Annotated in this window: 14 protein-coding genes; 5 read left to right on the forward strand and 9 right to left on the reverse strand. The window is 67.0% G+C overall.

The window, feature by feature from the left end; genetic code table 11:
• Positions 1 to 73 precede the first annotated feature (73 nt).
• From A3M1_RS0124040 to A3M1_RS0124055, 4 genes are all read right to left on the reverse strand, one after another.
• On the reverse strand, positions 74 to 1,024 hold the full coding sequence (locus A3M1_RS0124040) for a MoxR family ATPase (RefSeq protein ID WP_018391545.1): 951 nt from the start codon (positions 1,022 to 1,024) through the stop codon (positions 74 to 76).
• Positions 1,025 to 1,128: 104 nt separating this feature from the next.
• Positions 1,129 to 2,451, reverse strand: coding sequence for a histidine kinase (locus A3M1_RS0124045; RefSeq protein ID WP_018391546.1), 1,323 nt, complete (start codon positions 2,449 to 2,451; stop codon positions 1,129 to 1,131).
• Complete coding sequence (locus tag A3M1_RS0124050) at positions 2,451 to 3,086, reverse strand: response regulator transcription factor (RefSeq protein WP_018391547.1); 636 nt, start codon at positions 3,084 to 3,086, stop codon at positions 2,451 to 2,453. Before A3M1_RS0124050 ends, A3M1_RS0124045 begins: the two co-directional genes overlap by 1 nt.
• A gap of 515 nt (positions 3,087 to 3,601) precedes the next feature.
• A complete protein-coding gene (locus tag A3M1_RS0124055; RefSeq protein WP_018391548.1) occupies positions 3,602 to 4,045 on the reverse strand; it encodes an Lrp/AsnC family transcriptional regulator in 444 nt (147 codons plus the stop codon).
• A 128-nt stretch (positions 4,046 to 4,173) separates the two neighbouring features.
• Between A3M1_RS0124055 and rocF the strand changes: the two genes are divergently transcribed.
• Both rocF and A3M1_RS0124065 read left to right on the forward strand, forming a co-directional pair.
• On the forward strand, positions 4,174 to 5,091 hold the full coding sequence (gene rocF / locus A3M1_RS0124060; RefSeq protein WP_026221495.1) for an arginase: 918 nt from the start codon (positions 4,174 to 4,176) through the stop codon (positions 5,089 to 5,091).
• 1 nt (position 5,092) lies between these two features.
• Complete coding sequence (locus A3M1_RS0124065) at positions 5,093 to 6,217, forward strand: ornithine cyclodeaminase (protein ID WP_018391550.1); 1,125 nt, start codon at positions 5,093 to 5,095, stop codon at positions 6,215 to 6,217.
• 86 nt (positions 6,218 to 6,303) lie between these two features.
• Here A3M1_RS0124065 and A3M1_RS0124070 read toward each other — a convergent pair whose 3' ends face one another.
• From A3M1_RS0124070 to A3M1_RS0124090, 5 genes are read right to left on the reverse strand one after another with little or no spacing between them, the layout of a single operon-like run.
• Positions 6,304 to 6,936 (reverse strand): FMN-binding negative transcriptional regulator, encoded by a 633-nt coding sequence (locus A3M1_RS0124070; RefSeq protein WP_018391551.1) that lies wholly within the window; start codon positions 6,934 to 6,936, stop codon positions 6,304 to 6,306.
• Positions 6,937 to 6,955: 19 nt separating this feature from the next.
• Entirely contained in the window at positions 6,956 to 7,837 is an 882-nt protein-coding gene (locus tag A3M1_RS0124075; RefSeq protein ID WP_018391552.1) for a branched-chain amino acid ABC transporter permease, read from the reverse strand.
• A gap of 36 nt (positions 7,838 to 7,873) precedes the next feature.
• Positions 7,874 to 8,578, reverse strand: a complete 705-nt coding sequence (locus A3M1_RS0124080; RefSeq protein WP_018391553.1) for an ABC transporter ATP-binding protein — start codon at positions 8,576 to 8,578, stop codon at positions 7,874 to 7,876.
• A 4-nt stretch (positions 8,579 to 8,582) separates the two neighbouring features.
• On the reverse strand, positions 8,583 to 9,758 hold the full coding sequence (locus A3M1_RS0124085; RefSeq protein WP_018391554.1) for an ABC transporter substrate-binding protein: 1,176 nt from the start codon (positions 9,756 to 9,758) through the stop codon (positions 8,583 to 8,585).
• Positions 9,751 to 11,637, reverse strand: coding sequence for an ATP-binding cassette domain-containing protein (locus A3M1_RS0124090; protein WP_157626333.1), 1,887 nt, complete (start codon positions 11,635 to 11,637; stop codon positions 9,751 to 9,753). Before A3M1_RS0124090 ends, A3M1_RS0124085 begins: the two co-directional genes overlap by 8 nt.
• Positions 11,638 to 11,784: 147 nt before the next feature.
• Between A3M1_RS0124090 and A3M1_RS0124095 the strand changes: the two genes are divergently transcribed.
• Genes A3M1_RS0124095 through A3M1_RS0124105 form a run of 3 tightly spaced genes read left to right on the forward strand, consistent with a single transcriptional unit; the run spans position 11,785 to position 14,125 of the window.
• Positions 11,785 to 12,669 carry a MurR/RpiR family transcriptional regulator gene (locus A3M1_RS0124095; protein WP_018391556.1) on the forward strand — a complete coding sequence of 295 codons (885 nt, stop codon included), beginning with the start codon at positions 11,785 to 11,787 and terminating at the stop codon, positions 12,667 to 12,669.
• A gap of 17 nt (positions 12,670 to 12,686) precedes the next feature.
• Positions 12,687 to 13,343 carry a cysteine hydrolase family protein gene (locus A3M1_RS0124100; protein ID WP_018391557.1) on the forward strand — a complete coding sequence of 219 codons (657 nt, stop codon included), beginning with the start codon at positions 12,687 to 12,689 and terminating at the stop codon, positions 13,341 to 13,343.
• Positions 13,340 to 14,125 carry an N-formylglutamate amidohydrolase gene (locus A3M1_RS0124105; protein ID WP_018391558.1) on the forward strand — a complete coding sequence of 262 codons (786 nt, stop codon included), beginning with the start codon at positions 13,340 to 13,342 and terminating at the stop codon, positions 14,123 to 14,125. Before A3M1_RS0124100 ends, A3M1_RS0124105 begins: the two co-directional genes overlap by 4 nt.
• The last annotated feature ends 19 nt before the right edge of the window (positions 14,126 to 14,144 follow it).

Consider the following 14,144-nt stretch of genomic DNA (forward strand, 5'->3'; position numbering starts at 1 on the left):
TTGAGAACGCCCTCGCGGAGGGCCAGCAACTCGCCGGCGTGAAGCCGGATTCCGGGCGCAGCTAGCGCGGCGCTCACCATGGCTCGACCAGCCGCAAGATGTCGCCGACGAGGGCGCGCCCGCTGCGCCCCTCACCAATGGCCGACCAGCTCGGTATCAGCCGGTGCGCCAGCGCGTCGGGTGCCAGCGCGATCACGTCTTCCGGCAGCACATAGTCACGGGCCCTCAGCCAGGCCCGCGCCTGCGCGGCGATCGCCAGCGCCAGCGTGCCGCGCGGCGAGACGGGATGCTCCACCCATTGCGCGACCACACCGCCAGGTCGCGACGCCATGACCAGCCGGACGATGAAATCCTTCAGCGCCGGCGCCAGATGCACCCGTGCCACCTCGGCCTTCGCCGCATGCAGCGCTTCGGCCGTAAGCGGGCTGGCCAGAAAGACGGGGGCCTCGATCCTCTCGGCGGAAACCAGATCAAGAATGGCACGCTCCTGCTCGGCCTGCGGAAGGCCGAGCGAGAGATGGAGCAGAAACCGATCCATCTGCGCTTCCGGCAGCGGAAAGGTGCCCTCGTGTTCGATCGGGTTCTGAGTGGCGACGACCATGAAGGGATCGGGCAACGGCCGGCTGACGCCCGCGCTCGTCACCTGGCTCTCGGCCATGGCCTCCAGCAGCGCCGACTGCACTTTGGGCGGGGCGCGGTTGATCTCGTCCACCAGCACCAGTGCATGGAACAGCGGGCCGGGCACGAAATCGAAAACGCCGCTCTCGGGGCGGAACACCTGCGTGCCGGTCAGGTCCGAGGGCAGCAGGTCCGGCGTGCATTGGATCCGCGCATGGCTGCCGGGAAGATGGGCGGCGAGCCGCTTCACCGCCCGCGTCTTGGCGACGCCCGGCGGACCTTCGATCAGCACATGGCCTCCGGCGAGAAGGGCGATCAGCAGCCGTTCGACCAAATCCTCATGGCCGATCAATCCAGCCGCGACCGCCGTGCCGAGTTGCGCAATGGGATGGCTCATATCGTTCATGCGGCGACCTTCCCTGCCCGATTCTCCGGCCCTTCCAAGGATGTGGGTGGACAGAGGAGGGCGCCAGAGAGGCCTTCCCGGCTGAGCCGGGAAGATCGCCCGGGTCAGACCGGCAGGCGAGCAAGGGCGCGCATGCCCCCCTCGACCGGCGTCAACGCGAAGCTGCCGCCGAGGGCGTCGACCCGCTCGCGTATGCCGAGCAGGCCGTAGCCGTCGCCGATCGCGCCATCATGCCGGGGCGAGCCATTATCGGTCGCGGCCAGCGTGATCTCATCGCCGACGTCGATGCGAAGGGCGACGTTGGTGGGGGCGCCGTGCCGGATCGCATTGGTCAGGCATTCCTGCGCGATGCGGTAGAGGCTGAGCGCGAGATCGTCGGGCACGGCGTCGACGGGGCCGGCAAGTTCCAGCTCGAAACGTACTGCCGGCACGCGCGCGCGCCAATCGGCCACCATCCGCTCCAGCGCCGGGCGCAGGCCCAGATCGTCGAGATCGGGCGGGCGCAGCCGGGCCAGTTCGGCCCGCAGGCTGTCCATCATCTGGCCGGTGATCTCGGCGATGCGCGCGCCGTCGCGCGCGGTCGTCTCGCCGGACTGCGCGATCGCGGCCGCCATGGCGCGGGTTGCGGTGAGGCACTGGCCGAACTCGTCGTGCAGCTCGCGCGCCAGCGCTCGCCGCTCGCTCTCCTGCACCGTGAACAGGCGTCGAGTGAGCTCGGCCCGCTGGGCCTGCGCCTCCTGCAATGTGGCCGCCGTGTCGTTCACCGCCGTGCTCAGCCGGTCGAACTCCGCGACCCGCAGGCGCGGCAGGCGGGAGGCGAAATCGCCTCGCTGCAGCCGCTCGATGCCACGCAACAGGATGCCGAACGGCGCGAGCAGGCGGATCATGAGAAGGCCGGTGAGCAGCGCGCCGCCGACCGCCATCCCCACGGCGACCCGCATCAGGTCGCCGGTGCGGGACCAGGCGCGGGTGACGATGACGCCGGGATCGGCGATGGCCGTCACATAGACGTTCGAGACGTAGCGTGTGCGCACCGGCACGGCGACCGGCTCGGGCACCAGGCCGAGGCGTTTCGCCAGCCAGACGAACCAATCCGGCGGTGCGGCTGCCGCCAGATAGGGCCCGCAGCGCCGCTGAATTGGCTGATCGCGCGGGCCGAGCTCGACGCAGATCCCTGGCGCAATCAGGCTCCAGGCCGGAAATTGCTGCCAGTCCCGGAAAACCGGCGTCGGTGCGACGCCGCCGAACGCCAGTCCCTCGAAGCTGGGGCGGGCGGCGACGGCGTCGGCGACGAGAGCGGCTGTCGTCTGTGCGTCGCGGCGCGCGGCGTTCGCCGTGTCCCAAATCACCCAGCCGGCGGCGACGAGGACGGTGAGCAGCCCGGCGGCCAGCACCCGCATGACGAGCTGCGGGAGGAGACCGCGCATCACAGGGTGGGCACGAGGCCGGCGCGCTGCGCCTTGAGCACGAGGTCGGCATCGCCCGACGCGCCCAGCTTGGCCCGGATCTGCGAAAGGTTGTTCTGGACCGTCTTGGACGAGAGATGGAGATCGAGGGCGATGGCCCGCCCGTTCATGCCCCGCATCAACCGCAGCAGAATGTCTCGCTCGCGCGGTGTGAGGCCGGTGGTCGGGTCTTCCTCGACCATGGTGCGGGCGAATTCCTGAGCCACATCCGTGGACAGCGCGCGCCGCCCGCCCATCACCGTGCTGATGGCCCGGACAAGTTCGTCCGGCGGGCTGGATTTCGAGACGAAGCCACGTGCCCCGGCGGCCATCGCCTTTTGCGCGAAAACCGCACCCTGATGCATCGACACGATAAGAATTCGGGCCCGGGGATCACCGGCGAGGATCGCCTCAACCGCTGAAAAGCCTCCACCGCCAGGCATAGAGAGGTCCATGAGCACAATATCGGGCCGGTGCTCGGCGAAGGCAGCCAGGGCGGCCTCGCCGTCTCCGGCTTCGGCCACCACCGAAAGGCCAGGCTGACGTCCGAGTAGCCGGCGGTAGCCCTCGCGCACGATGGGATGATCGTCGACCAGTAGAATGCGGATGGGGCCCATGGGCAGACGATAGCGCGGGCAGCTCGGTGGACCAATAGCGACGCTCCGGACCCCGTCCGAAGCCTTTGCCGCGCTAAAGGCCGGTCCAGTCTTTCTGAAGCTGTTCCCGGCCGAGATGATTTTCCCCGCTTTGGTCCGGGCGATCCGCACCATTTTGCCAGCGCACTCTACGCGCCTGGGCGATCGGTCGCTGATGTGGTCGCGAAAGCAGGCGCTTTCCGCCTGGAATGGACAGTGCTGCGGGGACCAATCTGCGCGATCTGAACGGTGATCTACGCGCCCCATGATGGCCTGCATGTCCCTTTATGTCGAAAGGCAAGCGCCGGCCGGAAAGCTGCGCGTCATGGGGCCGAAAAAGGGCTGGCAGCCAACAAATCGGAAACCGGTCAGTGCAGGCCGATGACCGGGCTCCTTGACGTCCTGACGGAAGCAGCCCTCGATACCGGGCTTTTCGATGCGTTCGAGACCTAGCTCGCTACGCCATCCGAGCCGCCGTCGCCATTCGCCGGCCGTCATCAACTCAGAAGCTTTGCCCTTGCACTGCGCGGCGTCGCCAGCAGAAGGCTCGTTTCGCTGTTGTTCACGCCAGGGATCAGGCGGATTCGGCGCAGAGCGGCATCAAGATCGGCCAAGGTCGCGGTGCCCAGTTCCACGACGAGGTCCCAGCGACCGCTGGTCGTGTGGATCGCGGAAATTTCCGGCAGGCCTCCGAGGGCGTGGATCACCCGGTCGGTCACGCGCCCTTCAATCCCTATCATCGTGATGCCGCGCACGGGTTGGTCGACAGCATCCGCACGCAGGACGACCGTGTAGCCGACGATCTGGCCGCCGCGCTCCAGTCGCTCGAGGCGAACGCGCACCGTCGCGCGGGAAACGCCGAGATCCGCCGCAAGATCGGAAATGCTCCGCCGGCCATCGTGGCGAAGCAGAGTGATCAGTCTTTCGTCCAATTCGTCCAACAGGCTATCCAATATGATTAATGACATTTATCGAAATGATAGATTGCTGTGTCTGACTTGCCAATCCCGCGTGTAGGAAGTGCCGCGGCATTGCGCTCTCATCGGTCCCGCTGGATCGGAGGGATCAAATGCACTGCAGGATAATGGGAGCCCCTGTTGAGGATGGCGCTGGGCGCAAGGGGTGCGAGATGGGGCCGAGCGCGCTACGTGTCGCAGGTCTGGTGGAGGCGTTGCGCGAGCTTGGGCACACCGTCGATGATCTCGGGACGCTGGCGTCGACCCCTATCCCTGCCTTTCACCCGAATTCTCGCCTGAAATCCCTGCCGGAGATTGCCGGATGGACGGCCACGATCGCCGAGGCTGCTTATCGCGCGAGCGACGACGCCCTCCCGTTCTTCCTCGGCGGCGACCACAGCATTTCGGCGGGCACGCTTGCCGGCATGGCGCGGCGGGCGGCCGAATGCGGGCGGCCGCTATTCGTGCTGTGGCTGGATGCGCATACCGACTTCCATACGCTCGACAGCTCGACGAGCGGCAATCTCCATGGCGTGCCACTGGCCTACGCGACCGGGCAGCCGGGGTTCGCGGGCCATTTCCCGCCGCTTGAAAACCGGGTGGAGCCGACCCGCGTCTGCGCATTCGGGGTCCGCAGCATCGATCCGGCAGAGCGGACGGCAATAGAGAAGGCCGGCGTGACCTTGCACGACATGCGCGCCATAGATGAGCATGGGATCGGCCCGCTGCTGCGCAATTTTCTCGGGCGTGTTGGCTTGGAGAACGGTCTGCTGCACGTCAGCCTCGACGTAGATTTCCTTGACCCCTCCATCGCCCCCGCCGTCGGCACCACCGTTCCCGGCGGCGCCACCTTCCGCGAAGCGCATTTGGTCATGGAGATGCTGCATGACAGCGGACGTGTCTCCAGCCTCGATCTGGTCGAGCTCAATCCCTTTCTCGACGAACGTGGGCGGACGGCGACCCTGATGGTCGACCTCGTCGCGAGTCTGATGGGTCGCCGGATCATGGACCGGCCCACGCGGAGCTATTGAGATGAAGAACCCCGCCTCGAACATCGTACCCTTCGTCAGCGTCGACCACATGATGAGCCTCGTGGTGCATGTCGGTATTGAGCGTTTTCTGGTCGAGCTCGCCGGCTACATCGAAGAGGATTTCCATCGCTGGCCGGTCTTCGACAAGACACCGCGCGTCGCCTCGCACAGCAGCAGCGGCGTGATCGAGCTGATGCCGACCAGCGACGGCAAGCTCTACGGCTTCAAATACGTCAACGGCCATCCGCTCAACAGGCGTAGCGGCCGGCAGACGGTGACCGCGTTCGGGGTGCTCGCCGATGTCGGCAGCGGCTACCCGATGCTTCTTGCGGAGATGACCATACTGACGGCCCTGCGCACCGCCGCCATGTCTGCGGTCGCAGCGCGGCATCTGGCTCCCGCTGGGGCTTCGTGCATGGCGATTATCGGCAATGGTGCGCAGTCGGAATTCCAGGCGATGGCGTTCAAGGCCCTGCTCGGCATCAGTGCGCTCCGGCTGTTCGACATCGATGCGTCCGCCTCGCGCAGATGCGCGGCCAACCTCCGCGCCCATGGTTTCGACGTCACGATCTGTCGTTCGTCGCAGGAGGCGATCGAGACCGCGCAGGTGATCACCACGGTCACGGCGGACAAGCAGCATGCCACGATCCTCACCGACAACATGGTCGGGGCGGGCGTTCATATCAACGCCGTCGGCGGCGACTGTCCCGGCAAGACAGAGCTGCACCGCGACATCCTCCTGCGCTCCGACATCTTTGTGGAGTATCCGCCGCAGACGCGTATCGAAGGCGAGATCCAGCAATTGGCGCCCGATCACCCCGTCACGGAACTGTGGCAGGTCATTTCCGGCGCGGCCGTCGGGCGCCGAGACGAGCGGCAGATAACCGTGTTCGACTCTGTCGGCTTCGCGATCGAGGACTTCTCGGCCCTGCGCTACGTCCGTGACAGGATCCGGGCGACGGACTTCTATGACAGGCTGGACCTGCTGGCTGACCCCGACGAGCCGCGCGACCTGTTCGGCATGCTGCTGAGGCATGGTGGCACGCGATCAGCCGCAAAGCCGGACGTGCCCCTGGCTGATGAACGACGAAATCACCAGGAGGCTGGCGGACCTGCAAGTGGCTAGCCAGGCGCGTTCGTCCGTTGCTGCGAGGACGGATTGACACTGAACCATGTCCCGCCCAGAGCGGAGTCAGCGTGGTGATCGTCGTCTCAGTCCGTCTCGCGCCCGGCATTGTGGCGCGCCATCATCGCCGCGAGCGGGGGATCGCTCGCCTCCAGCGCCGTTATGGCACCCCGGGTGTCGCGCAGGCGCTCGTCCTGCCCCATCTTGAACTTGGCATCGAGACGCTCGATCGGCAGGTCGAAGCCGAGAATGTGCGGCAGCCGCCGCTCCATGCCGCCAGGGCCGAGTTCGCGCATGCGCCAGCGCTCCGGGCGGCCCTGTTCCATGCGCTCGACCAGCGTCAGCAAATGGCGGGCCGTGCCGCGATCGTCAAGCGGCACCGGCCGGCCGCGGCAATGCACGGCGGCGTAGTTCCAGGTCGGCGCGCTGTCGCGCACCGGTTCCGCCGGATACCAGGACGACGAGATATAGCCGTGCGGGCCGGAGAAGATCGCCAGCGTCTCCCGCCCCTCTGCAACCAGGGCGGCATGAGGATTTGCGAGCGCGAGGTGGGAGACCAGCGTGCCATTCGGGCCGCGATCGGGCTCGAACAGCATGATGAGATGCGTCGCGACAAGCCCGTCCGGCCCATGGGTCACCAGCGTCGCGAACGGGGCCTCGGCGATCACCTGCGCGATATCGGTAGAAGACGGCGCCGCGAATTCGGGCTTGGTGTACATCGCCGTGCGTTCCCTCGCTTCAGCTGCGCTGGGCGCGCGCGGCGGGGATCACCCCATCCGGGCGGAACAGCAGCACGAGGATGACGCCGGAGAGCACGATAGCGTCCCGATAAGGGGCGACATCCGGCGGCAACGCCGATTGCAACGCCACTTCGATCACGCCCAGCAATAGGCCGCCCACCACCGCGCCGGGCAGGCTGCCAAGACCGCCGACGACCGTTGCGATGAAGGCCTTCAGCACTGGCGTGAACCCCATGAGCGGGTCCACCGACGCGCGCTGGGCGATCCACAGCAGCGAGGCGAGGCCAGCCAGCAGGCCGGACAGCAGGAAGGCGGTGGCGATGATACGGCCGGCGGGAATGCCCATCAGCCGCACGACGTTGAAATCCTCCGCCGCCGCGCGCATCGCGGTTCCCATGACGGTGCGGCGCAGGAAGAGTTCCAGCGCAATCAGGGCCAGCGCCGAGCCGGCGATCGACAGAAGCGGCCCCACGCCGATGGAGACATGGCCGAATTGGAAGGCGCCGGTCATCCAGGAGGGCATGGCGATCGGCTGGGGACGGGCGGAAATGCCGTTCTGGAACAGCACCTTCAACAGGCTCGACACAGCGAACGAGGTGATCAGCAGGCTGGTCACGCTGGCGCCGCGCATCGGCTTGAAGGCGATCTGCTCCATCAGCACCGCGGCAATCGCCGCCGATGCGACGGCGACCACCACCGCGACCGCGAGCGGAACGCCCATCAGGAGCGCACCGAGGAGACAATAGCCGGCAATGGTCATCAACTCGCCATGGGCGAAATTGATCAGGCCGACGATGGAAAACACGATGGCGAGGCCGAGCGCCAGCAGCGCATAGACGCCCCCGAGGCTGATGGCATTGACGATTTGCTGGACCAACATCGCCGTTCAATCTCCACTAAGGTGTCGGCAAGCCGCTCAGATGCCGAGATAGGCCTGTCGGACAAGGTCGGAGGTCGCGAGTTCGGCGGCGGAGCCGGAAAGCGCGACATTGCCATTGGCTATGACCACCGCCTTGTCGGCAATTTCCAACGCCAGCGCGACGTTCTGCTCAACGAGCAGGATCGTGAGCCCGCTCCTGCGCAGATCGGCGATGAGGTCGAACACCTTGTCGATCATCTGCGGCGCCAGCCCCAGCGAGGGCTCGTCGAGCAGCAGAAGCTTCGGCTTCGACATCAGCGAGCGGGCAATCGCCAGCATCTGCTGCTCGCCGCCCGAGAGATTGCCCGCCTTGATGCGGTGATAGCGCCGCAGGATCGGGAACAGGTCGAGCATCTCCGCTTCCCGTTCCTTCAGCGCGGCGCGACCGAGATGAACCGCGCCGCCCAGCATCAGATTTTCGGCCGTGGTCAGACTGGCAAAAACCCTCCGACCCTCGGGCGTGAGCGCCACGCCGCGACGGGCGATCAGCTCGGGGGCGAGACCGGTCACCTCCTCGCCCTCGAATGTCACGCTTCCGCCGGCCGGGCGGACAAGGCCGGAGATAGCCGCGAGCGTCGTGCTCTTGCCGGCGCCATTGGCGCCGACAAGGGCGACGATCTCGCCGCGGCCGACGGTGAGATCGACACAGCGCACGGCCTCGACCTCGCCGTAACGCACCTGAAGCGAGCGAACCGAGAGCATCGGCTCAGGGCGCCGGGACGTCGGCGGCGGCCGGCACCTGCGTGCCGATGAACACGCGCGCGCCGTCCTGGTACTTCACCAGCGCCACCGAACGCAGCGGCATGCGGTCCGTGCCCGCATAGGTGATCTCGCCGGTCACACCTTCCAGCTTCTCGATGCCGGCAAGCGCATTGCGGATCGCCTTCGGGTCCACGGAATCCGCCTTGGTGACGGCGGTGTCGAGAATCAGGCCGATATCGTAGCCATTGGCCTCATAGGCCGATTCCGGCGCGTGGCCCGTCACATCCTTGAACTTGGTCTCGAAGGCCGCCAGCTTGCTGCCGGGCGTGGCATAGCCGGCGGCGGTGTAGACCGTGCCGTCGACCAGCTTGCCCAGGCCGAGAATGGTGCCGGTGCCGATCGCGTCCGCCCCGAAGACGGGGGTGGCGACACCCGCCGCGCGCAGCTGCTGCACGAAGGCTGGGAAATCCGGCTCATAGCCGGCGGTCATGATCAGGTCCGGCTTGTCGGCGAGGTTCTTGATCTTGGTGACCTCGGCGGAAAAATCCGACTGGTTCATCGAGAAGGAGCCCTCCCCCACGACCGCGCCACCCTTCTTCGTGAACACCTCGCCGAAATATTCCGGCAGGCGCATCGTGTAGGTAGAGTCCGGCGACTTCAGCAGGTACACCTTGCGCAGGCCCTGATCGTAGGCGTAGTTGGCGAGCACCGTCGCCTGAAGATTGTCGCCGGGATAGGTGCCGAACATCACGTCGCCCACAGCTCCGGTCAGGATCGGCGCGGTGCCGCAGAATGTGAGCGTCGGAATGCCGAGCGGCTGGGTGACCTGACCGGCGGCGATCGAGGGATCGGCATCGCAGGGTGTGATGAGGATCTTGGCGCCGGCATCGACCAGTTCCTGCGTGATGGTTGCCGTCGCACCCATGTCGGAGCGGGTGTCCTTGACGATCAGTCGCACCGGATACTTGCCGCCGAAGCCACCCTTGGCGTTGATCTCGTCCACGGCGATCTTCAGGCCCGCCAGCGAGGGCTGGTCGAACGGCGCCAGACCGCCGGTCTGGGCGCTGGCGACGCCGACGATGATCTCCTCGGCGAAGGCGGGCGAGGCGGCACCGAGCATCAGCGCGGCAGCGGAGACGAGGCCGGCCAAATGCCGGTTGATACGGCGGCGATCACGCATGAGAAAATTCCCCTGTTGGGTTGGAAGGTTTGGTTTCTTGTTCTGTCTGCGCCAGCACGCGGGCGCCGGTCCGGCTGCCGAGATAGGCGGCGATGACGTCGGGATTGGCCTGCACCTCGGCCGGCGTTCCCTCGGCGATGATGCGGCCATGGTCGACGACCACAATGCGGTCGCACAGCTTCATCACCAGCTTCAGGTCGTGTTCGATCAGCACGACGCCGATGCGGCGCTCGGCGCGCACCTCGGCCAGCATCGTCGTCAGCCATTCCGTTTCCACTGGATTCATGCCGGCGGCGGGCTCGTCGAGCACCAGGAAGGCAGGGTCGAGCGCGAGGGCGCGCGCCACTTCAAGACGCCGCCGCAGGCCATAGGGCAGGCTTCCTGCCGGCTGCTCGGCCAGGTCCGAAAGGCCGACGCGGGTTAGTTCGCGCATCGCCGCCCGCTCGGCGGCAGCAAGCCCCGGCACGACCTGCCGCGACGCAACCAGTACGTTTTCCAGCAGCGTCATGCGCGGGAAGATACGGATGTTCTGGAAGGTGCGGCCAAGCCCCGCCCGGGCCACACGGTTGGCGGCGAAGCGCGTGACCGGCACACCGGCAATGGCGAGCGTGCCGGAGGTGGGCGCGACGGCACCGGCGATCATGTTGATGAGGGTGGTCTTGCCGGCCCCGTTCGGCCCGATGATGCCGGTGATGCAGTCGGTCGGCAATTCGACGCTGGCATCGTCGACGGCGACAATTCCAGCATAGCGTTTGGTCAGCCCGTCCGCCCGGATGGTCAGCCGCGCGGTGCGCGCCGGGGGCTCGGCGGCGGCGGCCGGCGGGCTGGAAAGGCCCAGGCGCTTCAACAGGTTCAGCTCGCGCCCGCCGCACAGCCCTTCGGGACGGCGCCAGATGATGAGGATCATCGACAGCGCCAGAACCGCCTCGGTGAGACCGAAGACGGGCGGGATGACGATGCCGCCGATCTCGCCGCCGCCCTCAATGCGGCGCACCAGCTCGATCACCACCGTCGTCACCGCCACCCCGGACAGCGCGCCTAGGGAAGACGTCATCCCCCCGACGATCAGCATCGCCAGCGTGGTGAAGGCCAGTCCGAAATAGAAATCCTTCGGCGAGAAGGCGCCCAGGAACTGCGCCATGAGACCGCCCGCCGCCATCGCCACCACGATGCTGGCGGCCCACGCGAAAAGCGTGGTGAAGCGGCGGTCAATGCCGATGGCCGCCGCGCCGCGCTCGTCATCCGCCACCGCGCGGGCCGACAGACCGATCGGCAATTCGCGAAAGATGCGCGCAAAGGCCAGCGCCAGCGCGGCGACGGGGATCGCCGTCCACAGCCCGACATCGCGGGGCACACCGTAGAAAGGCTGGCTGCCGCGGGTGATGTCGCGGGAGGCAACCAGCACGGTGTAGACGATGATGAGCAGGGCCAGCGTTGCGATGGACGCGCCCGACCCCGTCAGGCGGAACAGCGGCGCGCCACTGACCAAGCCGACGACGATGCCAAGAACGACGACGATGCCGAGTGCGGCAAGCAGCGGCATTTCATAGCCGGCAAGAAAGGCCGGCAGATTGCGCAGGGCGCTCGCTTGCACCGAGGCGCTCATGGTGAGCAGCCCCACCACATAGGCGCCGAGGCCGACAAAGCCCGCATGGCCGAACGACACGATGCCGGTGTTCCCGGAAAACATCTGCAGCGAGACAACGGCGGTGAGGATGATGGCGGCATGGGTGCCGGTGCGCTGCGGCGCCACCCCGGCCATGGTGAGCACCAGCCCGACCGCAATCAGCAGTGCCGCCATGGCGAGGGCATCCACCAGCGCGCCGCCCATTGCCTTCGACAGCCGTCTCTCCGCCACTCCGTGCACGCCGGCTTCCATGCGCCCAGTCCCGCTTCCTGCTGTGTGCGGTGCAGTAGAAAGCCGGCGAATGCCAATGTCAATTCCATTTCATAATTGACATGATATACGAGTTTTGTAATTCGATGAACAATCACGCGAGGCGCCGCCTGGCAGGAGGATGAGGCTATGCGGATCCGCGACATGCTGACGGACAGCGGGCTGACGCTGACGCCGTCGGAAGCCAAGATCGTTCAGGTGCTGCTCGCGGACTACCCGCTGTCGGGCCTCGGCACGGTGTCCAGCCTCGCCAAGAAGGCCGCCGTCAGCGACCCGACCGTGGTGCGGTTCGTGGTCAAGCTGGGCTTCGAGGGCTTTCCCAATTTCCAATCCACGCTGCTGGCCGAAGTCGAGGCGCGGCTGCATTCCCCGCTGCTGATGATGGAGGCAAAGCGTCCCGCCTCTGCGGGTGAGAGCGTGGCGCAAAGCTATCTCGGCGCCATAGGCGGGGTGGTCGGGCAGACCGCGGAGCTGATGCCGGCGCAGAATTACGAGCGGGCGATCCGCCTGCTGATGGAGGCAAAGGGCAAGGTGGTGGTGCTGGGCGGGCGCTTCAGCCGCCACGTCGCCGGCATGCTCGCCGCCTATCTCGTGCAGTTTCGCCCCGGCGTGCGCGACCTTGCCCGGCTCGGGCCGGAGGCTTTCGACATTCTCGTCGATCTCGACAAGCGCGATGTGCTGGTAGTGTTCGACTACCGCCGCTACCAGGCCGACGTGGTGAGCTTCGCCCGGCAGGCGGGCGGGCGGGGGGCGCATATCCTGCTGTTCACTGATGCCTGGCTGTCGCCGATCGCGGAGGTGGCGGAGGTGGTAATGGTGGCGCCCATCGAGGCGGCCTCTCCCTATGACACGCTGGTGCCCGCCGTTGCCCAGGTGGAAGCACTGGTGGCACAGCTTCTGGCCACCGAGGGCACGGCGCTGCGCCGCCGCGTCGAGGACATCGAACAGGTGCGCCACCAGAACGCCGTGACCCTCGACGGTGACGGCGCCCCCGGCCTGACCGAAAAGAACTGAGGACGCAGGAGAGCGAGATGAGCCTATCCGACATACGCCGCGACGCCCCTTTCCGGCCGGGCGAAACGGCCCTGCTGCTGGTCGACATGCAGCGCATCTGGCTGGAGCCCGGCCTCGACCATGGTCACCCCGAGCGCGGGCCCGACCATTATTTCTACCGTGAGACCGCGACCCGTACGATTCCCAACCAGGTGCGGCTGCTGAAGGCCGCCCGCGCGGCGGGGGTCGAGGTCATTCACACCATCATCCAGAGCCTGACCGAGGACGGCCGGGACCGCTCGCTCGACCACAAAATGTCGCCGATCAATGTTCCGAAGAGCGCGCCGGAAGGGCTGCCCGTGCCCGCGCTGGCCCCGGTGGGCGACGAGATCCTGCTGCCGAAGACCTCCTCCGGCGTCTTCAACTCCACCAATCTCGACTATCTGCTGCGCAATCTCGGCATCCGCTACCTTGTCGTGGCAGGCATCGTCACCGATCAGTGCGTCGACATGGCGGTGCGCGATGGGGCCGACCGGGGCTTCATGATCACCTGCGTCGCGGATGCCTGCGCGGCTCCCACGCCCGAGCGCCACGCCAATGCCCTCAAGGCCTTCGGCGGCTATTGCTGGATCGCCGACACCGATGAGGTGGCCAGGCGGTTCGAGGCGATGAAGCGCGAGACGGTGGTGGCATGACCATGTGTGACGGCGCGGCCGCCGAGCGACCTGCCCCTGCCGCCCTTGCCGAAGCTGAGTGGCCGGCGGCGGTGGAGGTGCTCAACCCCGGCGGAACCTCGCCGGTGGTTCTGGTGTGCGAGCATGCCTCGCGTCACATGCCCTCGCTCTATCGCGGGCTGGGGCTCGGGCGCGAGGATCTTGCCCGCCACATCGCATGGGACATCGGCGCCGCCGCTGTGACGCGCGGGCTTTCCCGGCAGATGGATGCCGTCGCCTATCTCGCGGGCTATTCGCGGCTGTTGATTGATCTAAACCGGCCGCTCGACGCGAGGAGTTCGATACCGGAGCGCTCCGAGGCGACCGACGTGCCGGGCAATGCCGGGCTTGCGCCGGACGAGCGTGCATTGCGGGTGGAGCGGATGTTCCGCCCCTTCCATGACCGGATCGCGGCCGACCTCGACACGCGCGAGGCCGAGGGGAGGCCGACGCGGATCGTCTCGATCCATTCGTTCAACCCGGTGTTCCTCGGCAAGTCTCGGCCATGGCATGCCGGCGTGCTGTTCGATCGCTCGCGGGCGCTGGCGGACGTCATCTTGACCCGGCTCGCCGCCGATGGCGCGCTCTTCGTCGCGGCAAACGAACCCTATGTCGTGAGCCGCGAGGAGGATTACGCCCTCCTCGTGCACGGCCAGGATCGCGGCCATGACGCCGTGCTGATCGAAATTCGCAACGATCTGATCTCGGATGATGCCGGCATAGCCGAATGGATCGGCCGCATGAGCGAGGCGCTGCAACCCTGAACGGGATGGTGTGCCGACC

It is taken from the genome of Ancylobacter sp. FA202 (assembly GCF_000380205.1).
Lineage (GTDB): Bacteria > Pseudomonadota > Alphaproteobacteria > Rhizobiales > Xanthobacteraceae > Ancylobacter.

What these genes read in the sequence shown, in the direction of transcription:
- A3M1_RS0124040 (WP_018391545.1), bottom strand. Translation starts at nt 1,024, where the DNA reads ATGAACGATATGAGCCATCCCATTGCGCAACTCGGCACGGCGGTCGCG.
- A3M1_RS0124045 (WP_018391546.1), bottom strand. Translation starts at nt 2,451, where the DNA reads ATGCGCGGTCTCCTCCCGCAGCTCGTCATGCGGGTGCTGGCCGCCGGG.
- A3M1_RS0124050 (WP_018391547.1), bottom strand. Translation starts at nt 3,086, where the DNA reads ATGGGCCCCATCCGCATTCTACTGGTCGACGATCATCCCATCGTGCGC.
- rocF (WP_026221495.1), top strand. Translation starts at nt 4,174, where the DNA reads ATGCACTGCAGGATAATGGGAGCCCCTGTTGAGGATGGCGCTGGGCGC.
- A3M1_RS0124065 (WP_018391550.1), top strand. Translation starts at nt 5,093, where the DNA reads ATGAAGAACCCCGCCTCGAACATCGTACCCTTCGTCAGCGTCGACCAC.
- A3M1_RS0124070 (WP_018391551.1), bottom strand. Translation starts at nt 6,936, where the DNA reads ATGTACACCAAGCCCGAATTCGCGGCGCCGTCTTCTACCGATATCGCG.
- A3M1_RS0124075 (WP_018391552.1), bottom strand. Translation starts at nt 7,837, where the DNA reads ATGTTGGTCCAGCAAATCGTCAATGCCATCAGCCTCGGGGGCGTCTAT.
- A3M1_RS0124080 (WP_018391553.1), bottom strand. Translation starts at nt 8,578, where the DNA reads ATGCTCTCGGTTCGCTCGCTTCAGGTGCGTTACGGCGAGGTCGAGGCC.
- A3M1_RS0124085 (WP_018391554.1), bottom strand. Translation starts at nt 9,758, where the DNA reads ATGCGTGATCGCCGCCGTATCAACCGGCATTTGGCCGGCCTCGTCTCC.
- A3M1_RS0124090 (WP_157626333.1), bottom strand. Translation starts at nt 11,637, where the DNA reads ATGGAAGCCGGCGTGCACGGAGTGGCGGAGAGACGGCTGTCGAAGGCA.
- A3M1_RS0124095 (WP_018391556.1), top strand. Translation starts at nt 11,785, where the DNA reads ATGCGGATCCGCGACATGCTGACGGACAGCGGGCTGACGCTGACGCCG.
- A3M1_RS0124100 (WP_018391557.1), top strand. Translation starts at nt 12,687, where the DNA reads ATGAGCCTATCCGACATACGCCGCGACGCCCCTTTCCGGCCGGGCGAA.
- A3M1_RS0124105 (WP_018391558.1), top strand. Translation starts at nt 13,340, where the DNA reads ATGACCATGTGTGACGGCGCGGCCGCCGAGCGACCTGCCCCTGCCGCC.